Annotated in this window: 18 protein-coding genes, 2 tRNA genes and 1 pseudogene; 14 read left to right on the forward strand and 7 right to left on the reverse strand. The window is 68.8% G+C overall.

Translation table 11 applies throughout. From position 1 onward, the window contains the following. Positions 1–3 precede the first annotated feature (3 nt). From ACIBQX_RS25985 to ACIBQX_RS26000, 4 genes are all read left to right on the forward strand, one after another. Positions 4–1,536, forward strand: a complete 1,533-nt coding sequence (locus ACIBQX_RS25985; RefSeq protein ID WP_397008752.1) for an amidohydrolase family protein — start codon at positions 4–6, stop codon at positions 1,534–1,536. A gap of 91 nt (positions 1,537–1,627) precedes the next feature. Continuing rightward, positions 1,628–2,695 carry an alanine racemase gene (locus ACIBQX_RS25990; protein ID WP_397008754.1) on the forward strand — a complete coding sequence of 356 codons (1,068 nt, stop codon included), beginning with the start codon at positions 1,628–1,630 and terminating at the stop codon, positions 2,693–2,695. Positions 2,696–2,703: 8 nt separating this feature from the next. Beyond that, a complete protein-coding gene (locus tag ACIBQX_RS25995) occupies positions 2,704–3,084 on the forward strand; it encodes a Rid family detoxifying hydrolase (RefSeq protein ID WP_397008756.1) in 381 nt (126 codons plus the stop codon). Between the two features lie 9 nt (positions 3,085–3,093). Further along, complete coding sequence (locus ACIBQX_RS26000) at positions 3,094–4,290, forward strand: hypothetical protein (RefSeq protein WP_397008758.1); 1,197 nt, start codon at positions 3,094–3,096, stop codon at positions 4,288–4,290. A gap of 11 nt (positions 4,291–4,301) precedes the next feature. On the opposite strand, the gene ACIBQX_RS26005 is transcribed toward ACIBQX_RS26000, so the two are convergent. Beyond that, positions 4,302–4,919: a LysE family translocator gene (locus tag ACIBQX_RS26005; protein ID WP_397008760.1), complete on the reverse strand. Its 618-nt coding sequence runs from the start codon at positions 4,917–4,919 to the stop codon at positions 4,302–4,304. Positions 4,920–5,021: 102 nt separating this feature from the next. On the opposite strand from ACIBQX_RS26005, the gene ACIBQX_RS26010 reads away from it, so the two are divergent. Further along, on the forward strand, positions 5,022–7,760 hold the full coding sequence (locus ACIBQX_RS26010; protein ID WP_397008762.1) for an AAA family ATPase: 2,739 nt from the start codon (positions 5,022–5,024) through the stop codon (positions 7,758–7,760). Here ACIBQX_RS26010 and ACIBQX_RS26015 read toward each other — a convergent pair whose 3' ends face one another. Further along, on the reverse strand, positions 7,761–8,138 hold the full coding sequence (locus ACIBQX_RS26015; RefSeq protein WP_397008764.1) for a response regulator transcription factor: 378 nt from the start codon (positions 8,136–8,138) through the stop codon (positions 7,761–7,763). 115 nt (positions 8,139–8,253) lie between these two features. Here ACIBQX_RS26015 and ACIBQX_RS26020 point away from each other — a divergent pair. Further along, positions 8,254–8,325, forward strand: a tRNA-Arg gene (locus ACIBQX_RS26020). 284 nt (positions 8,326–8,609) lie between these two features. Next, the gene (locus ACIBQX_RS26025) at positions 8,610–9,065 is read left to right on the forward strand and encodes a hypothetical protein (RefSeq protein WP_397008766.1); all 456 of its coding nucleotides are present in this window, start codon (positions 8,610–8,612) and stop codon (positions 9,063–9,065) included. 12 nt (positions 9,066–9,077) lie between these two features. On the opposite strand, the gene ACIBQX_RS26030 is transcribed toward ACIBQX_RS26025, so the two are convergent. Together ACIBQX_RS26030 and ACIBQX_RS26035 are read right to left on the reverse strand one after the other, a co-directional pair. Next, positions 9,078–9,350, reverse strand: coding sequence for a hypothetical protein (locus ACIBQX_RS26030; protein WP_397008849.1), 273 nt, complete (start codon positions 9,348–9,350; stop codon positions 9,078–9,080). A gap of 93 nt (positions 9,351–9,443) precedes the next feature. Beyond that, positions 9,444–9,665 (reverse strand): annotated as a pseudogene (locus ACIBQX_RS26035) (VOC family protein); the annotation flags it as partial. Between the two features lie 171 nt (positions 9,666–9,836). On the opposite strand from ACIBQX_RS26035, the gene ACIBQX_RS26040 reads away from it, so the two are divergent. From ACIBQX_RS26040 to ACIBQX_RS26065, 6 genes are all read left to right on the forward strand, one after another. Then, the gene (locus ACIBQX_RS26040; protein ID WP_397008768.1) at positions 9,837–10,205 is read left to right on the forward strand and encodes a type II toxin-antitoxin system RelE/ParE family toxin; all 369 of its coding nucleotides are present in this window, start codon (positions 9,837–9,839) and stop codon (positions 10,203–10,205) included. Then, positions 10,205–10,528 (forward strand): helix-turn-helix transcriptional regulator, encoded by a 324-nt coding sequence (locus ACIBQX_RS26045; protein ID WP_358463882.1) that lies wholly within the window; start codon positions 10,205–10,207, stop codon positions 10,526–10,528. The genes ACIBQX_RS26040 and ACIBQX_RS26045 overlap by 1 nt, the downstream gene beginning before the upstream one ends. Positions 10,529–10,716: 188 nt before the next feature. Next, the gene (locus tag ACIBQX_RS26050) at positions 10,717–11,379 is read left to right on the forward strand and encodes a Crp/Fnr family transcriptional regulator (protein ID WP_397008770.1); all 663 of its coding nucleotides are present in this window, start codon (positions 10,717–10,719) and stop codon (positions 11,377–11,379) included. Between the two features lie 57 nt (positions 11,380–11,436). Next, positions 11,437–12,195, forward strand: coding sequence for a hypothetical protein (locus tag ACIBQX_RS26055; protein WP_397008772.1), 759 nt, complete (start codon positions 11,437–11,439; stop codon positions 12,193–12,195). Further along, positions 12,192–14,279, forward strand: coding sequence for a hypothetical protein (locus tag ACIBQX_RS26060; RefSeq protein ID WP_397008774.1), 2,088 nt, complete (start codon positions 12,192–12,194; stop codon positions 14,277–14,279). Before ACIBQX_RS26055 ends, ACIBQX_RS26060 begins: the two co-directional genes overlap by 4 nt. Positions 14,280–14,283: 4 nt before the next feature. Then, positions 14,284–15,054, forward strand: coding sequence for a hypothetical protein (locus ACIBQX_RS26065; RefSeq protein WP_397008776.1), 771 nt, complete (start codon positions 14,284–14,286; stop codon positions 15,052–15,054). A gap of 38 nt (positions 15,055–15,092) precedes the next feature. On the opposite strand, the gene ACIBQX_RS26070 is transcribed toward ACIBQX_RS26065, so the two are convergent. Further along, positions 15,093–15,665 (reverse strand): Pycsar system effector family protein, encoded by a 573-nt coding sequence (locus tag ACIBQX_RS26070; RefSeq protein ID WP_397008778.1) that lies wholly within the window; start codon positions 15,663–15,665, stop codon positions 15,093–15,095. A 188-nt stretch (positions 15,666–15,853) separates the two neighbouring features. Here ACIBQX_RS26070 and ACIBQX_RS26075 point away from each other — a divergent pair. Beyond that, a tRNA-OTHER gene (locus ACIBQX_RS26075) sits at positions 15,854–15,918 on the forward strand. Between the two features lie 637 nt (positions 15,919–16,555). On the opposite strand, the gene ACIBQX_RS26080 is transcribed toward ACIBQX_RS26075, so the two are convergent. Both ACIBQX_RS26080 and ACIBQX_RS26085 read right to left on the reverse strand, forming a co-directional pair. After that, positions 16,556–18,046, reverse strand: coding sequence for a serine/threonine-protein kinase (locus ACIBQX_RS26080; protein WP_397008780.1), 1,491 nt, complete (start codon positions 18,044–18,046; stop codon positions 16,556–16,558). Then, a complete protein-coding gene (locus ACIBQX_RS26085; RefSeq protein WP_397008782.1) occupies positions 18,036–19,271 on the reverse strand; it encodes a DUF4407 domain-containing protein in 1,236 nt (411 codons plus the stop codon). The genes ACIBQX_RS26080 and ACIBQX_RS26085 overlap by 11 nt, the downstream gene beginning before the upstream one ends. Between the last annotated feature and the right edge of the window lie 140 nt (positions 19,272–19,411).

Consider the following 19,411-nt stretch of genomic DNA (forward strand, 5'->3'; position numbering starts at 1 on the left):
TAGGTGACGTTCGACGTAGTCATCAGCGGTGGCCGGGTGCTCGACGGCACGGGCGCGCCTCCGTACCAGGCCGACGTGGCGATCTCCGGCGACAGGATCGCGGCGGTGGGCCGCCTCGAAGGGGCGCGGGCCGGGTCGGTGATCGACGCCGGTGGGCGGCTGGTGGCGCCGGGGTTCGTCGACGCCCACGCGCACGGTGACGCGGCGGTCTTCGACCCCGGCGTGCAGCTCGCGGCGCTGCGCCAGGGCGTGACGACGATGGTGCTCGGCCAGGACGGGCTGTCGTTCGCCCCCGGCTCCGCCGAGACCTTCGCCTACGTCTCCCGCTACTTCGCCGCCGTCAACGGGCCGCCCATGACGGAAGGCCCGCTCACGGTGGCGGAGCTGCTCGACGGCTACGACCGCTCGGTGGCGGTCAACACCGCCTACCTGCTGCCGCACGGCACGATCCGCTACGACGTCATGGGCCCCTCACCCCGCCACGCCGCCCGTGACGACCTGGACCTGATGCTGGCCCACGTGGAGCGCGGCCTGGCCGAGGGCGCCTGCGGCCTGTCCACCGGCCTGGAGTACCTGCCGGGCCGCTACGCCACCGCCGACGAGCTGGCCGAGCTCTGCCGCCCGCTCGGCGGCCTGCCGTACGTCACCCACATGCGGGCCTACGGTTCCAGGGCGCCCGTGGGCATGGCGGAGGTCGTGCGGATCGCCGAGCTGTCCGGCGCCGCCGTGCACGTCTCACACCTGCACGGCCCGGCCGACGTGCTGCTGCCGCGGCTGGACGAGGCGCTCGGCCAGGGCGTCGACCTGACCTTCGACACCTACCCCTACCTGCGCAGCAGCACGATCCTGGCGATGATGGCGCTGCCGCCCGAGGTGCCGGGCGCCGAGACGGACCGCGCCCTGGAGATGATCGCCTCGTCCGAGCTCGACGCCTGGTGGCCGGAGCTGGCCGGGACCTGGCCGCGCCTGACCATCGCGCACGCCCCGGGCCTGGAGTGGGCGGAGGGCCTGACCATGGTCGCCGCCGCCGGACGGGCCGGGGTGGAGCCGGCCGAGTTCTGCCGGCGCCTGCTCATCGAGACGCGGCTGGAGGCGGGCTGCGTGGAGGCTCGCCCCGACGAGGGCCCGGCAGGCGAGGAGTCCGTACGCCGCGTCCTGCGGCATCCGTCGCACATCGGCGGCTCCGACGGCATCTTCGTGGGCGGCCACCCTCATCCCCGGGCGTTCGGGGCCTTCGCCCGCTTCCTCGGCCGGCATGTCCGCGAGCTCGGTGACTGGACGTGGGAGCAGGCCGTGGTGCACCTGGCCTCGCATCCGGCCAGGCGGTTCGGGCTGGCGGACCGGGGGTTGCTGCGAGCCGGGTTCGCCGCCGACGTGGTGGTGTTCGACCCGCTGACGGTGGGCGACCAGGCCACCTACGACACGCCGCGCACGCCGGCCCGCGGGGTGGACGACGTGCTGGTGGCCGGCCGGCCGGTGCTGGCGGCCGGCGAGCTGACCGGGGCGACCCCCGGCCGAGCCCTTCGCCCGCGCTGACCCGCACAAGATCTTCAAGACAGGCCCGTACAAAATCTCCGAGACAGCCCGTACAAGATCTTCGGGATAGGCTCGGCAGAGGGGGTGGGTCGTGCCGGAAGGGTCTGTGCTGGAAGGGGAGCTCGGTTTCCCGTTGATGGTGGTGCACCGGGACGCGCTGGAGCACAACATCGCGACCATGGCCGCGTTCGCCCGCGACCATGGGCTGGAGCTGGCCCCGCACGCCAAGACGCACCTGTCGCCGGAGATCGCCGAGCGGCAGCTGCGGGCGGGGGCCTGGGGGCTGACCGTGGCCACGTCGCGGCAGGCGATGACCGTGCGCGGGTTCGGGGTGAGCCGGATCATGGTGGCCAACCAGGTCGTGGACGCGGCGGGGCTGCGGTGGGCGGCGGCGGAGCTGGAGCGCGATCCGGACTTCGAGCTCCTGTCGTTCGCGGACTCGGTGGCCGGGGTGGACATCCTGGCCCGGCACGCCGGCTCGCGGCCGTTCAGGGTGCTGGCCGAGCTGGGGCACGCCGGTGGCAGAGCCGGTTGCCGGACACTGGACGAGCTGCTCGCGGTGGCCCGGCACGCGCAGGAGACCGACGGGATCGAGCTGGCGGGGGTGGCCGGCTACGAAGGGGCGCTCAAGTCAGCGGGAGAGGTCCGGAAATATCTGGACTCGTTGCAGGAGGCCGTCGAGCACCTGCGGGTCCGTACCCCGATCCTGAGCATCGGCGGCAGCCAGTGGTTCGACGTGATCGGCCGCCACCTCGTCGCCACCCAGGCCAGGATCCTGCTGCGCAGCGGCGCGTACGTCACCCACGACGACGGCTACTACCGCGAACGCACCCCCTTCAACCGCGTCGACGGCGAGCTGCGGCCCGCGCTGGAGGTGTGGGCGCAGGTGCTGTCCACCCCCGAGCCCGGCCTCGCGATCGTCGGCATGGGCAAGCGCGACGCTCCCTACGACGAGGGCCTGCCCATCCCCAGACGCGGCGACGTCACCGTCGTCGCCATGCAGGACCAGCACACGATCGTGCGCGCCGACGGTCTCGTACCGGGTGACCTGCTGGCTTTCGGCATCTCCCACCCGTGCACCGCTTTCGACAAGTGGCGGTCCCTTCCCCTGATCGACTGGAATTATCGGGTCGTCGGCACCATAACCACCCACTTCTAGGAGCAGCCATGAAGAAGGAGCTCAGAACCGCTGAGGCGGCGGCCCCGATCGGCCCCTACTCGCAGGGACTCGTCGTCGGCGACTTCGTCTACACCTCCGGCATGGGCCCGCTCGACCCGCAGACCGGCGAACTCGTCGGCACCGACGTGGCCACCCAGACCCACCAGGTCATGCGCAACCTCGGCGCCATCCTCGCCGCCCACGGCCTCGGCTTCGACGACGTGATCAAGGCCACCGTCCACCTGCAGCACGTCAAGCGCGACTTCGCCGCCTACAACGAGGCCTACAAGACGTACTTCACCGCGCCGTACCCCGTCCGCACCACGGTCGGCTCCGAACTGCTGGACATCCTGGTGGAGATCGACTTCGTCGCGCACAAGAGCGCGTAAAGTCGCTTCGTGGACAGTTCGGTGTACGTCTTCGTCGAGGACCTGCGCGGTGAGGGCGTCGAGCGGGTGCTCGACAGGATCAGCGCGTACGGCGTGCGCGGCGTCACCATCGGCGCCGTCCACCACGCCGCCCGCGACATCACCCCGCACGGGCTGTCCAAGCTGACCATCCGCCGCGACGGAGCGCACTTCCCCCCGCCGCCCGACCTGTTCTCCGGCCGGCGGCTCAAGCCGACGGCCGGACACCAGGACGCCCTCGACGGCCTGCGCGAGGCCTGTACCAGGCGGGGGCTGACGCTGCACGGCTGGACCGTCTTCCTGCGCAACGCCACCATCGGCGCCGCGCACCCCGATGTGACCGTACGCGACTGCTTCGGCGATCGCGGCTCCCCGTCCGACCTGTGCCCCGCGCACCCCGACGTGCGTGAGTACGCCGTCGCGCTGGCCAGGGCCGTCGCCAGGCTCGGCGTCGACAGCGTGGTCGCCGAGTCGCTGCACTTCAGGCCGCTCAAGCCGGAGCGCTCGTTCGTGCCGCTCGGGCCGATGGACACCTACCTGTTCGGCCTGTGCTTCTGCGACTACTGCATGCGCCGGGCCACCGACCTGGGCGTCGACGCCGAGGTGGCGCGCGAGGAGTGCGCCCGGATCGTCGGCGGCGTGCTCGACGGCGACACGCCCGCGCAGGGCGAGGTGACCAGGGCGGCGCTGACCGCCTACGCCGGCCCCGACGTCGTCGCCTACGCCCGCGCCCGCTCCGAGACGGTCACCACCCTCGTCTCCGAGGTCGCCTCCGCCGTCGCCGCCGAGGGCTCCAAATTGGTCTTCATCGACTCCACCGGTGGCGTCAAGGGCTACCGCGACGGCCTGCCGTCGCCCGGCCTGGCCGCGCACGACGCCTGGCAACTCGGCGTGGACCTGGTGGCGCTCGGCGACCTGGTGCCCGCCTTCGGCGTGCTCGCCTATGCTCGCGACGCCGCCCGGGTGGCCGACGACGTCGGCGCCTACCTGCGGTCGGTGGGCAAGGACCGGGAGGTGCGTGCCGTGCTGCGGCCGGGTCACCCTGACAGCGACTCCGCCGATCGGCTCGTGGCCAAGGCCCGGGGGGCGAAGGCGGCGGGGGCGATGGCGGTGGACTTCTACGCCTACGGCCTGATGCCGCACCCGGTGCTCGACCGCATCCCGGCCACTCTGGCTGAGGCGCTCTGAGCCTGTACGGCTCATTTCCTCCCGGCGAACGCCGTGGCCACGCCCAGGCCCAGGTAGACGACTCCGCTGAAGTACCGCATCGTGGTGCCCTTCCGCTCCAGCCGGCCGCTGAGCGCACCGGCCGTGAACGCGTACACCATGTCCGACAGCAGCCCGAGGACGAGCAGCGTGGCGCCGAAGATCAGGATCTGCAGCGCGGGCGGCCCCGCCGACGGCTCCACGAACTGCGGCAGGAACGCCAGGAAGTACAGCGTCACCTTCGGGTTGAGCACGTTGACCAGGACGCCTTCGAGGAAGACCTTGCGCAGCGGCTGGGGCGGCGGCGCCTGCGTGGTGGTCTCCCCCTTGGCGGTGAAGGCGCGTACACCGAGGTAGACCAGGTAGGCGACGCCCGCCCACTTGACGATCGCGAACAGCGTCGCCGACCGCGAGATGACGTACGACAGCCCGGCGGCGGCCGCGGCGATGTGCACGAGCGTCCCGGCTTCCACACCGAACGCGCTGGCCAGGCCGGCCGACCTGCCCTGGGCCAGGCCTCGGGCGGTGATGTAGAGGTGGTTCGGCCCGGGGATGAGCACCAGCGCGAGCGAGGCCGCGACGAAGAGGGCGAACGTGGTGGAGGAGATCACGAACGCCCAGCGTAGGCGCGCTTTGGTCCGCTTGGCAGGGCCAATCACGGCCATTGATTATGGACCAATGGGAATGTCGGCGGGGCGTGGCATAGTGACTGCGTGAACGGAACTCTCGTCGGGCGCTCGGTCGAGCTCGCTCGGCTCGCGCGGGTGCTCGAAGCGGCCGCCGCAGGCACGGCGGGGGTCGCGCTCGTCGGCGGTGACGCCGGCATCGGCAAGACCCGGCTGGTCACCGAGCTGGTCGCGGAGTCCCGCCGGCGCGGCTTCAACGTGCTGGTCGGCCAGTGCGCCGAGCTCGGCGACGCGCTGCCCTACCTCCCGCTGGCCGACGCGCTGCGCGGCGCGGAGTCGGGGGTGCGCGAGGCCGCCGCCGCCCATCCCATGCTCGGCCAGCTCCTGCCGGGCACGGAGAGCGCGCCGTCGGCCGGGCTCACCCAGCAGCGGCTGTTCGGCTCCCTGCTGGGGCTGCTGTCGGAGGTCCAGCCGGTGGTGTTCGTGATCGAGGACCTGCACTGGGCCGACCGTTCGACCCGCGACCTGCTGGTCTTCCTCAGCCGCATGGTGCAGACCGAGCGGGTGTGCGTGGTCGGCACCTACCGCACCGACGACCTCCACCGCCGCCACCCGCTGCGCTCGGTCCTCGCCGAGCTCAAGCGGCTGCCCAGCGTCACCCACGTTGAGCTGGGCCCGCTGGGCAGCGGCGATATGTCCGACTATGTCGGCACTTTGGGGCGAGTGGACGCCCGGGAGCTCGGCCTGATCGTCACCCGGGCCGAGGGCAACCCCTTCTACGCCGAAGAGCTGTTCGCCGCCGTGGCCGAGGGAGACACCCTCCCCGACGGTCTGACCAGCCTGCTCATGTCCCGGGTCGAGGTGCTGTCCCCGGCGGGCCAGCAGGTGCTGCGCGCCGCCGCCGTGGCCGGCCGCCGGGTCGAGGACGAGCTTCTGCGCGAGGTCTCCGGCCTGCCCCTGGCCGACTTCGAGGAGGCGGTGCGCGAGATCGTCTCGCGCGGCCTGCTGCGCGTCCAGGGCCACGGTTACGCCTTCCGCCACGCCCTCCTCCAGGAGGTCGTCTACACCGACCTGCTGCCGGGCGAGCGCACCCGCCTGCACGCCGACTTCGCCCGGCTGCTCACCGCGCCCGCCGAGCTCGCCCACCACCACCTGGCCAGCCACGACCTCGCCGGCGCGCTGGTCGCCTCCACGGAGGCGGGCCGCGTGGCCGAGCGCCTCGGCGCCCCGGCCGAGGCCCACAGCCACTACGACCAGGCGCTCAGCCTGTGGGACCGGGTCCCCGACGCCGCCGAGCTGGCCGGGGAGAGCCGCGTCGCGCTGGCCTTCCGCAGCGCCGTCATGGCCGCCGACAGCGGCGACAACCACCGCGCCGTCGCCGCCCTGCGCGCCCTGCCGCCCACCTCCGAAGTCAGCGAACGGCTGGCCTACTACCTGTACGAAATGGACGACTTCGACGCCGCGGTCGCCGCCGCCGAGCACGCCGTGCAGACCGCCTTCGACCAGATCGCCCTGGCCAGAGCCCTGGCCACCTACGCCCGCACCCTCCTGTGGGGCCCCCGCCACGCCGAGGTGGAGGAGCTCGCGCACCGCGCGCTCGCCACCGCCCGCACCGCCGGAGCCAAGGACGCCGAGGTCGGCGCCCTGCTCACGCTGGCCACCTTCACCGAGATCCGGCACGACATGGCCGCCGCCCACGACCTCGTCGAGACCGCCTCCACCGAGAGCACCGGCGACCTGGCCATGGACCTGCGGGCCCGCTTCCACCACGCCCGCATCCACTACGAGCAGGGCCTGCTCGCCCAGGCGGCGGAGGTGGCCGACGAGGGCATCCGGCTCGCCGTCGAAAGCGGCCTCAAGTGGAGCACCTACGGCACCGACCTGCGCTTCCTGCGCTTCCTCATCCACTACGTGGCAGGGGAGTGGGACCAGGCCGAGTCGGTGGCCGGCAGCTTCGGCGCCCGCGTCGGCACCGTCCCCGAGGCCACCCTGTCGTCCTACGCCCTGTTCATCGAGGTCGCCCGCGGCCTGCCCGCCGTCGAGGACCGCCTCGCCTGGCTGCGGCCCTTCTGGAGCGACTCCCTGGTCGCCTACATCTCCCGCGGCCTCGCCGCCGAGCACGCCCTCTGGCGGGGCGACCCGGCCACCGCCCTCGACCACATCCACGCCACCCTCGCCACCCTCGACCCCGGCGAGTCCGGCACCATCCGCATCGCCGCCATCGGCCTGTGGGCCATGGCCGACCTCGGCATCACCGAAGGCGCCGAGGACCTGCTGTCCCGTGCCCGCTTCTCCGTCACCACCGGCCCCGTCGGCGAGGGCGGCCAGCTGGGCCCCGAAGGCCAGGCCTGGGCGCTGCGCCTGGAGGCGGAGTGGCACCGCGTCCACGGCCGCCTGGACGCCGACCTGTGGCGCGAGGTCGTCACGGCCTTCTCGTACGGCTTCGTCTACGAGGAGGCGAGAGCCCGCTGGCGCCTCGCGGAGGCTCTGCTGGCCACCGGCGACCGGCCGGCCGCACAGGCCGAATGGGAGCTCGCCAGAGAGCAGGCCGGCAAGCTACGAGCCGCACCCCTCGAAGCCGCCCTGGCCGAATTCGGGAGAAGAGCCCGATTCGGTCCCGGCGACGCGGAAGGCGGCCTCACGGCCAGAGAGATAGAGGTCCTGCGACTCGTAGCCGAAGGCCTGACCAACCGGGCGATCGCCGCACAACTGTTCATCGCCCCCAAGACGGTGAGCGTGCACGTGTCCAACATCCTTGCCAAACTGGACGTCTCCACCCGCACCGAGGCAGCCGCGGCCGCCCGCAAACACGGCCTGCTCGCCTGACTACCGGCCCGCCAACTCCCGGACCACCTGGATCAGCTCCGCCGGATCGAAGGGCTTGGTCAGATAGGCGTCGACGCCGATGCTCCGCCCCCGCCTCTTGTCGTCGTCCTGGGCCCGCGCGGTGATCAGCACCAGCTTGATGTGACTCGTCGCCTCCCCGCTGCGTAGCTGCTGCGCGGTCGCCCACCCGTCGAGGCACGGCATCATCACGTCCAGCGTGATCACATCCGGCATCACATCGAGCACCTGGTCAAGGCAGTCCTGCCCATCGGTGGCGGTCGTCACCTCGAACCCCTCAAGGTTGAGATTGACCGCGATGAGCTGACGAATGACCTCGTCATCGTCTACGACCAGTACTTTCCCAAGAACCTCACCCACGGCGGCAAAGCTACCTGTAGCAGGGCGGTCACGTGCGGTTTTCGCGGGATGTGTTCGCGGACCTTTATCTGGTGCCGAGTGGGGTCGGGATGCTGATAGCCTTGTCACACGTTGAGCCCCCTTAGCTCAGGGGATAGAGCACCGGCCTCCGGAGCCGGGTGCGTAGGTTCGAATCCTACAGGGGGCACTCGATCTTGACCGGCGGTTATGGCCGCTGACCAGGGCGAACATCGTACGAACGGGCGGGCCTCCAGTCTCACGGAGTCCCGCCCGTTCTCGTTGCCGACATCGCTACCCTGCGCCGGACGTGAGATGAACGGACCGTCGTCGTTCCGGCACCACCGCGGCCGACACCGCTCTGCCGCCCGCCGAGGCTCACCGAGCGTCTCACCATTCGAACGCAAGGTTGATCATCAGGAAGATCCTCCCTAGGGTTCAGGGCCAGCCAGGCCATCTCTTGCTGGAGGACTGTTGAAGACCCGTATTCTGAGCACCGCGCTGGCCATCGCAACATTGAGTGGACTGCTGGTGGCAAGCCCGGCGCAGGCGAGGGACGGAGTGTCTTCCGGTCGCACGGAACGCCCGAGCGGCGGCAACGGGTACGCCCAGGTAACCGTCGACTTCGTCAGCCGGACGAAGGTCGTCTTTCGGAAACTCAAGGTGCGCGACCTCTGTCCCGGTGACAACCTTCCGGTGAAGGCCCGGATCGTATACAAACACACCACCGGAACCTGGCGCACACTCCCCTGGAAGAAGGACACCAACGGCTGCGCCGACAAGGGCACCAACTTCGGAAACTTCACCCTCTCCCGCTCCCGGTCCATATCGGCGGTCACCCTGGAGCTGTGCGTCTACAACAGGAAGTCTGACTTTCACTGCGTCAACACCACGACTCGCTACAACCAGTACGTACACCCGGGCCGCTGACGCTCAGGCAGGTCACAGCATGTTCCCGATCGGCCCGGGCATCTCGGGGACGGGCTGATCGGGCAGCTCGTCCACCTCCGCGCGGGTCAGGAGGCGCGCCTCCAGCAGAGCCGTGAAGCAGTCCCGCCAGATCCTGCGCGCCTCGGCGGGCCGGCCCAACTCGTGCAGGGTCTGGCCGTACCACCAGGTGGCCACGGCATGGCCGATGCGATATCCGGCTTCGCGGAGGAGGGTCAGCGCCACCTGGAAGGTGCCGGCCGCCTCGGCGAGGCGGCCCGCGTGCATGTAGGCGCGGGCCAGGGTCTCGTGGGACGTGCCCTCCACGTACAGGCTGCCGCTCCACTCCACGACGGCGATCTTCGCCTGGGCTATGGCCTCGCAGAACTCATTGCCCTCCGGATCGGCCAGGACCTTCCACGGTACGTCGCCCTGGTCCACATCGGCGGGTGTCGTGCCGAGCTCCTTCAGCCGCGCCACCAACTCCGCCTGATGCGCGGCAGAGGTGGTGGCGAGATCGAGGTGCACGCGATACTTCACCGTTTCGGGGTCCGGGACGGTGGCGAGATCGACGTAGAATTCATCGGTGGCCGGCTCCGGCCAGCCGTGCAGGCCGATGCCGTTCTGGTAAGGCTGATTCCCACCTGAAGTAGTGAGTGATCGCCCCAGGCTCCCCTCGCCTAGGGTGATCTTTCCATGCTTTGAGTGGTATCGCAGGTCGCGGCAGCTCGCGAAGCTTGCAGTATGCAATCAAATGCATATAGCGTCGATTGCATGACGGACCGCTGGCAGATCGAGCTCGAACCCGAGGTGCGGGATTGGCTGGAGTTGCTGCCGTTTCGGTTGTACCGGCGGGTGGAGGACAAGGCCGACCGTCTGCTGGATGAGCCGACGACGCTCGGCGAGCCGTACTCGCGCCACCTGGGCGGCAAGCTACGCGAGCTGCGATTCGAGCTGGACGGCGAGGCCGTGCGCATCCCGTACTGGCTCGCGCCCGGGCGGCGGATCGTTCTGCTGACGGTGTTCCGTAAGACGAAGATGCGTGAAGCGTCGGAAGTTGAGCGTGCCCATCAGGCACAGAAGGTCTGCGAGGCCGAGCACACCCATGCTCGGCACACCTACGATCGGCGCAAGGAGGACTGATGAACCACAGCACGTGGAAGACACGCCGAACCCGGCAGCTTGCCGGTGAGTCGGTGGAGTACGACCAGGAGTACGTCGACGCGCGGTTGGCGGGCGATCTCGGGCAGGCGGTCTACAACCGCCGGATCGAGCTTGGCCTGTCCCAGGCCGAGCTGGCTGAGCGGGCCGGGATGACGCAGCCTCAGGTCTCCCGGATGGAGGGCGGCGACACCGTGGCCACGCTCCCGCTGCTACGGCGCCTGGCGAAGGCTCTGGACGGTGTGTTGAACGTCGCCATCGACGAGGGTGACTCCCGCGTGACTTTCACCCCGCACGCCGCGTGAAACCCGAACCCGGTTGTGGGGCTCACTGGTTGTGAACCACCGGCGCGAAGGCCCCATCGAGGGGCCGAACGTCCGCGAACGTATGACTCCCTTGCCGAGATAACCCGGCTGGCATATGTGTGGGACATCGCCTGCTGGAGGAAACTTTGGCACCCAACCGATGGCCGACCGGCACCTTCATGCACCGTATGACGGACGAGCTGCGCTCGGAGCTTCTTGGGCTCGGGACCTTGCGCGCGTTCCCGCCCGGGCACGTGCTGATCAGCCAGGGAGATCGCAGCTCATCGGTCTGGATCCTGTTGGACGCGCTGGTCAAGGTGACCGGGGGCGTTGAGAACGGTGTGGAGGCGACCCTGGCGATTCGGGTGTCGGGTGACATCGTGGGCGATATGGCCGCCATGGATGGGTCGCCGCGGTCGGCGACCGTGACCACCTGCGGGCGTGCGGTCTGCCAACAGGTCAAGGGCCCAGTGTTCCGCTCTTTCGTGACCCGCCGCCCGGCCGCGGCCCTGGCGCTGACGCAGGTCGTGGCCGACCGGTTGCGTTGGGCCAATCAGCGGCGCCTCGACTTCGCCGGCTACGAGACGAAGATCTGTCTGGCACGCGTGCTGATCGCGTTGATCTCGCGGCACGGTCGTACTACGGATGACGGGGTGAGCATCGGCATCCCGCTCACGAGAGCCGAGCTGGGCATGCTGGTGGGAGCCAAGGAGATCACGACGCAGAAGGCGCTGCGCGAACTGGCCGCGGAGGGGGTCATCCGGCGGGGGCACCGCGACGTGGTGGTGAAGGACCCGGCAGGGCTGGCAGCGCTCGCGGACCTACCGTTCCTCGCCAAGCCATATTTCTAAGGCTTCTCCCGTCGGGTCGTGCCTCACCGTTGAGCCCACCCGCTCATTGGAGATGCCATGGTCACGCATGATTACCGCGTCTTGCTCACAGCCGACATCGAGAACTACGGCGGCCGCACCGACGCCCAGCAGCGCACCCTCCAGTCCGGCCTGATCAGCGCCATCGAGACGGCGGCGGACCGCGTTCAGCTGGACCAGGAGTCGTGGTCGCGCCAGGTAGGCGGTGATTCGCTGACCGCCTACCTTCCCGCCGAACCGGGCCCTCTCGTAACGATTCCTCTTCTCCTCGACCAGTTCCTGACCGAGCTGGACATGGCCATCGCGGCGCACAACAGCCGACGCGGCGATCCCACCTGGGCCCGGATGAGAGTACGGCTGGCCGTCCACGTCGGACCGCTGCAGTTGGACGGCGCGGCCGGATGGCCTGGGCAGCACGCGGTGCAACCCGCGAGGTTGCGTGATTCGGCGCCGATACGGGCCGCGCTCGACACCTTCCGCGACGCCGACCTGGCGCTGATCATCTCGCGGGAGGTGTTCCGCGACTACGTGTCACAGGGACCGGGACGGCCGAGACCGTCGGAGTTCCTGGAGGTCGCGGTAGCGGAGAAGAGACAGGAATATCCGGCCTACCTGTACGTGCCGCACTTCGACGTCCACGACATGGAGATTCTGGAGCCCCCGCCGTCCAGAAAGAACGATCCGTCACCACCATCGCCGGGGAGCGGGTCGATCACGAACCAGGTGAAGAGAGGCGACATTCTCTTCGCGCAAGGGGACATCAACGTCACTCGTGACTCGAAGCGGAGGAAGAAGTGAGCGACTCCCCGCCTGAGGAATCGGGTTCCGAAGTCCCGCAGCCGGAAGAACCGCTGGTCGAGGACCCCTCGCGCGAGGAGGAGGATGAGACATCTCAGGAACCCGACAACCAATCAATCCGTCATGAAATGGCCACCTCCCGGCAGGAGTGGCAGGAACGCCGGCAGAGCTTGGACGACCTGTACGCCGACGAACTGTCCAGCGCCGGAACCCGGGACCTGAGCGGCCGCGTGAGCAACCGCGTCAAGAAGGGAAACCTCTGGTTCGCCCAGGGCGACATCCACGTAGGCCAGGGGCGGCCACAACCGACAGCGACGATCAACGAACTGACGGAAACCGAAATCGCGGACCTACGGCGAACGCTGGTACCGACCCAGTCACAAACCGAAATACGCAGGCTGCTCGACAGCCGGCGCCTGATCCTGCTCGGTGGAGCGGCAGAGACGGGAAAGGCAACCACGGCCCTGGCGGCGCTGCTCGACTGGGGTGGCAGGGTGAGCTGGATCATGCCGCACGGAGCGAGCACGCCGAACCCCCGCGACTGGAAACTGGAATCGGGTCACGGCTATTTGCTGGACCTGGTCGATACGCCCAATGCCGTCGACAGGGTGACCACGAGTCTCAAGCGTGCCGGCGTCAACGCGGACTGCAGGATGATCGTCCTGGTGCCGGAGCACATCCAGTCCTCCATCGCGCCCATGATCGAACACGACCCACCGCCGAACCGCCGGATCTTCACCAAACATCTGTCCGTTCAGGCATCGGGCGCACGGCTTGCCGCAGACGATCAGCAGATTCTGGATGAGGAGCTCCGCGCCCTCTCCGCGCCCTGGCAGGTGGTCGAACTGGTCAGGCAGGTGGCCGCCACGATGGAGTCCGGCAGCCCCATCGAGACCATGCTGAACCGGCGATTCCATCGAATGCGCGCGAGAGTGGGCGAGAACCTCGAAAAGCGCAGGCCGACTCTGGGCCGGTGCTTCATGACCAGCATCGCCGTACTTCACGGACTGCCCGAGGCGGAAATCTCCGGCGCGGCCCTGGCCCTGGCCGAACGGCTCGACGAGAAGTGGCGTCGTGATCATTCGCCGAAATCGGTCCAGCTTTGGGAGAACCTGCCGACCTGGCTGAAGTACGTGGATGCCGAAGCCACACCCGCCGGGCCTGGCGGCGGGCGAAGCATCAGGCTGAAACGCCCCGAACTGGCGGCCGTCATGCTGCGCGTGATCTGGGAGGACCAGCCGACCATCCGCGACTCACTGGTCGACTGGCTGATCTGGCTCGGCGGCGAGGGATCCTGGCATACGAGAATCAAGGTCGGGCACGCGGTCGGAAAGCTCGCGACCTTCGACTTCTCCCTCGTCAACGAGCGGTTCCTAGAGGTGTGGAGCCGCTCCCGCCGGTCCCGGGACCATAAACTCGCCGCCCTGGCACTGGAAGCCGCCGCCGAGAACCCATCGATGACCCGCCGCGTCCACCTTCATCTCGATTCGATGATTCATGGCAACGACGCGAAGAAAGCGATCGCGATCCGCGCCTACGCCTCGTCCGTCGGCCTCTCCGCACCCGACCAAGCCCTCGCCGCGTTCAGGACTCTGGTCCTGAACAGGGGCGTCAAGTTCCACCACGACGTGGCCCAGTCCATCGCCTACCTCTATCGCAGGAACACCGCGCCCACCATCATGAACCATCTCGCTGACTGGGTCCGTGACGGAGGACCGGCCGGTCGTCGCGGCGCAGCCCTCGCCTTCGGGCGACTGGCCGCGCTGCCCGTCTCAAGCCCCGAGCGGCCGCATCCCAGTGAGCTCGATCCCCATCCCTCCCTGGTGATGCTCTGGCGCAACGCGCTCAGCTACGAGGAAGAGGGGCGCCTGGTCGTGCCCGAGTCCTGGGACCTGCTGCTGAACGAATGGCTGCGCCATTACGGCGAGCGCCCGACCGTACGGGAGATCACGGACCAGATCTTCAGCCTGACCGATGTGCGGAACGCCGAGCGAGCACTGCTCTACCTCCGGCTCTGGCGGCACCACGGCGAGATCTCCGCCGAACTTCACCATCACCTGCGTCAACTCGTTCACAGGAGCTGATCTCATGCGCAAATGGCTGGCACCCATGCTCTACCGCGTCCAGCAGAACCAGCCCGAGGTCGAACCGCCCATCGACATCGAGCCGTTCGTGCTGTCCTCGCCCGCCAAGGGCGATGCTTACGATTTCTCCGTCACCCTGTTCCGTACCGCGACCTCAGGCGGGAAACGGACCTCAGCTCTTTTCAGTGATGAAGTGCCCGAGGCGGAGGCGGTCCTCCAGCGCGCGTGTCAGGAGGTACGTTCGATCACCCGGCGATTCGAGATCACCGCGCCGGGCGCGGCGGAGCAGGCCACGAACGAGAGACTCCAGGCGATCTCAGGCTCGATGACGGGTGCCTACCGGTGGGCGGTCAGAGTCGAGGTCAACGTTCCCGAGGAGATACGCCAGCTCAACCGGGATACCCACAAAAGACAGCATGGCATCAGAGCCGACGCTGACGCCGCGCTGCTCCGGATCAAGAGCACCGACGAGGTCCGGCAGGAGTGGCAGGACTTTCTCACCACCGTGGTGGGAAGCGCTCAGGTGGAGCACGCGATCAAATTGGCTGTCTCCCCGGAGCAACTACCGCAGATCATCGCGGAGCTCGTCGAGCAGCGGCAGCAGGGAGCGCAACAACTGCTCGGCACCGTCGACTCGATCATGCAGCGGTACGAGACGGTGGACATGCTCAATTTCATGGTCAAGAACGAAACCGTGCTGCGCAGGACCCTGGAACTCCTCGGCCTGCCCGTTCCGCCGCTGGAGGACGACACGCTCCTGGTGGGCCGAACGTGATGTGCTCGCCCGAGCGGCGCCATCCAGCGACCGCGCGGTCACGGCGAAGATCCGGTGAGCACGCCGTTGATGAGCGCCGCGCTCACCATGGCCGCCATTCCACCAAGGAGCAGCCAGAACCCCCAGCGGATAAGGCGATACTTCTGCCCGACGATGTGACTGACCCGGTACAGCTGATCAGCGACCCGCTCCAGGTCCAGTGCGGAGGAGCGCAGGAGAGCGCCGGCGACGGTCGCCGGGGAGTCGAGGTGAAGGATGTCGGCGTAGTACATAGCGGCGCCGTGAATTTTTCGCCGATCCAACCGCGGATAGACCGCGCCGGCGAGCACCACCGCGGACGCCAGAGCTGCCGCCGCCCCAACCCACCACAACCACTCGACGGCGTTCAATAACGCGAAAGGTGACCAGCTTCCCGCGAGGAGGCCGCCAGTGACGGCGCCAAGGCCGATGCCAACGATGCCGAGAAGGACCTGGGCCTTAGTGTCCGCCCGATTGAGCTCCTCGCGGGCCTCCCTGAGCAACTGTGTTCCGTAAGCGCACGCATCGTCCTCAGTTGTCTGCCGTTGTTCTGCAGCAGTTTGGGTGAGGACTCGCACGATCTTTTGGAACACGACGAACCTCCTGGCCGGGGGCGATCACACGCAGAGCATTCCACGACCGCCGTAGGTTGAGGCCCGTGATGCGCTTCGCGCCCGCTGTATGCCGCGTCGAGAGGCTCTCGGTATGATCGTGGGCCACGTGTGGGCCATCCATGGCCTTGATCGAGTGACATTCCTGCGTCGCCCCTGGTCAAGGGCGTGCCCTCGAGCAAACCTGCAATGCTCTCCGGAGCCGGGTGCGTAGGTTCGAATCCTACAGGGGGCACACGATCTTGACCGGCGGTTCCGGCCGCTGACCAGGGCGAACATCGTACGAACGGGCGGGTCTCCAGTCTCACGGAGTCCCGCCCGTTCTCGTTGACGCTCGCGAGTTGTGGACCATGATCGAGCTTCCACCTCAGTTTCGACGGCGGATGTGAGCGCTGCAGCTCACAGATCAGCGTCTCCACCGCCGGTGGGTGGGGAACACCACGACGCAGGCGATGAGGGCAGTACTCGGCCGTAGCCCGCGCCACGGCCCCATCCGCTCCCAGAGCCTGGCGGCTCGAAGGGCGAGCCCCTGAGTCGATGCCCGATTCGCCATCTTCGCCCACCTTTCGCCAGGCGTTTGCGGCAAACGTCTTGTTCGTTGTGCTCAATATCAAGCATTGCACCGCGATTCAAGCAACTTAACGCATGTTCGAGCTAATTCTGCTCGATCGATGGCGCCGTGCGAAGAGGTGCGAAGAGGACGGTCGGCGCAGGCCACGGCCGAGTGTTCACCGGTGTTCCGGGCGGCAGTGTTCGGGCGGCGGTGTTTGGGCGGCGGCACGATCCCCATGCGGGAGCAAGACGCACGACACCCGCCCCAGGCCGAGTCCACGACTGGACGGCAGGCTCCACGTCACTCGACCGGGAAAACGTCAGCCCGTGAGCCTGCGTTTGACGGCTTCGCGGGTGGTGTCGGGGAGGCGGGAGAGGAGGTGGTCGCGGGCGGAGTGGGAGCAGTGGGTGAGGACGTCCGCGATGGTGGCGGGCGGGAGACGGTTAAGGGCGCGTACGGCCGCATCCTCCGGTATGGCGGCGACCGCGAGGCCCGTCTGGCGGGGATCGGTGGCGGCCATCGCGCCGATGGCGGCGGCGGAGTTCCTGTCGTGCATGCCGCCGAGGATGTGACCGCGGTGGCGGGTGTCCATCGCCAGCACCACTCCCGCGACCAGGGCAGGGTCGCGGACCTGATCCAGCAGCCGGCACGCGCGCCGGGGAAGCAGCATCTGCAGGATCTTGGCGCTCTTGGGCGCCTGCCTGCACATCTCCTCCACCGCGTCGGCGGTCAGCTCCTGCCACCGTTCTCCGAGCACCAATGCGGCATCGGCGGCGGGAAGCTCGAGAAGATTCCCCCCTTGGTGCACGATCGAGCGTCGCGCAGGCGGCCGAGCCTTCCCCACGGCGGGACGCCCTTGGGGCGGCACGCCTCTCCTGGCCGCCCCGCCTCCGCCCTGATTTCCAGCAGGATCTCTCGCGGCCTTGTCAACGGACGGATCACGCCTGACCGGTCCGCCTCCGACAGCATTTCGCCCGGATCGTGGATGACGGTCCCCGTTCCCGGGGGAGCGGGGCGGTTCAAGGAAACGTTTCAGGTCGTGGGCCAGTTCGGCGGCCTTCATACGGGTGCCGGGGTTCTTGTCCAGCAAGCGGCCGATCGTTGAGGCGAGAGTGCAGGAGCGGAGCATAGGGTCGCAATCGGCGCTCAGGATCGCGAACCTGACGGCGGCGTCGTTGCTCCTGCGGAACGGCGGCCGACCCTCCAGCGCCGTGTAGAGCGTGGCGCCGAGCGACCACAGATCGGCCGCCTCTCCGGCCGGGTCGCCATGAAGCCGCTCGGGCGCCATGAAGTCAGGGGTCCCGACCAGCTGCCCGAGCGTGGTGAGCGAGGGCTGGCCCTCGATGGCGGCGATCCCGAAGTCGACCAGCACCACCTCGCCGGAGGCGGTGATGAGGATGTTGTCCGGCTTCACGTCGCGGTGATACACCCCCACCGCGTGCGCGGCCGTGAGCGCGTCGAGCACCCGGGCCCCGATCCTGGCCGCTTCGAGCTCCGGCAGCGGTGAGCGGTCGATCAGCGTGCCGAGCGTGTCGCCGCGGACGTAGTCCATCACTATCCACGGCCCGTCCTGGGTGTCCAGGATGTCATGCACCCTGACGATGCCGGGATGGACGATCCTCGCCAGCGCCTGCGCCTCCCGCCTGGCCCGCGCCGCCAGTTCGGGCACTGGCCCGATGTCGGGGCGGATCTGTTTGAGCGCTACCGTCCGGTCCAGTGCGCCGTCCCTGGCACGCCAGACCCGCCCCATGCCGCCCCTGCCCAGGGGCGCTTCGATGACGAAGCGGCCGGCGACGTGGTCACCAATCATCGTTCAGTTGCCCGACGTGCTCGTAACGCCCACCGCCGGATCGGGTGTCGCGCAGGGTGCGCAGCGCGTCGTCCTCGGAGCTACGCGTCCCGTAGTTGTCCGTGGGGTACGAGCCGGGATCGTCGTGGTCGGGCGCCTCGTAGGGGGAGGTGAAGCGCCGCGTCTGGCCGGGCTCGTCGCGAATGTCGTCGAGCGCGTCACGCAGCCGCTTCGCGTCCAGCTTCTCTTCGATCTTGTCGTACGACCCCGGCCGCTGCATCAGCTTGACCAGCACCGGCAGGCACTCGATGACCAGGATGAACAGGAAGAGCAGCAGGCGCGCCATGTTGAGCGTGGTGTTGTCCTGGGAGACCCGGCTGAGCGCCTCGAGCCGGAGCAGCAGGCCGTCGGAGCCGTGGTTCTCCTCGACGAACTGGTCGCGAAGGTCGGTCTGCTGGCCGGTCAGCCGCTCCAGCTCGGCCCGCACCTTCGGCAGCTCCTCCTCCGCCGCTTCGAGCCGCCTGGCCCGTCCAGTGGCCTGGGTGCTCACGAGCTGGTCGCGGCGCTGCTGGATCTGCCGGTCGACGTCGTTCACCCGGGTGGCGGCCCGCTGGTATGCCTGTTCGGCCGCCTTGGACAACGGTCCGGGACCCTTCTTGGCGCATTTCGGCGGACCCACGTAAAGCTGGCACTGCCATTCGTCGTAGAACGTGTCCCGCTGTTTCACCGCCCCCTTGCGTGACTTCTCCAGCTCCTGGATCCGCCGGTCGGAGGCAGGGTCGAGCGCTGTCTCCCCTCGGGAGGCGATCACGGCTTCGAGCTCCGTCACCGTTTTCTCCAGGGTGTCCACGCGCTTGCCCGTCTCGCCGGTCTGCTGCGCGCGCGTGAAGACGTCGAGCCGTTCCTGTTTCATGTCGAGAATGGTGGCGTCGATCTCCGGCTTGAAGATCTGCAGCACCAGCGGTGTGGAGATGACAGCGCCGAGGAGGAGTGCCAGGAGGACGCGGGGCAGGGCGAGCCAGAACCGCCGCCGGCCCTTGACCGGCAGCGAGGTGGCGAGCCAGCGGTCCAAGCCCAGGATCACCATGCCCCAGACCAGGCCGACGGCGATGGCGAGCGGCAGGAAGACCTTGAGCGCCGAGGAGAGCGCGAACAGCATGGCCAGCGCGGCGAGGCAGGCGGTGGTGAGGATGGCCCCGCCCAGGCCGACGAACCTGGCGCGTTCGCCATCGTATTTCTCCAGCACGTCCTGCCGGGCACCTGACAAAATGATCAACCATTTACCGATCACATGCCGCTCCCGAGAGTCCCGCCGCTACCCTCTCGGCAGCGTACTTATTAGCATCAACAGTCAGCAACGACGAAGTAAGCAACGCTATCAACAAG

The sequence above is a fragment of the Nonomuraea sp. NPDC049714 genome, from assembly GCF_044465295.1.
In the GTDB taxonomy this organism is placed as follows: Bacteria; Actinomycetota; Actinomycetes; order Streptosporangiales; family Streptosporangiaceae; genus Nonomuraea.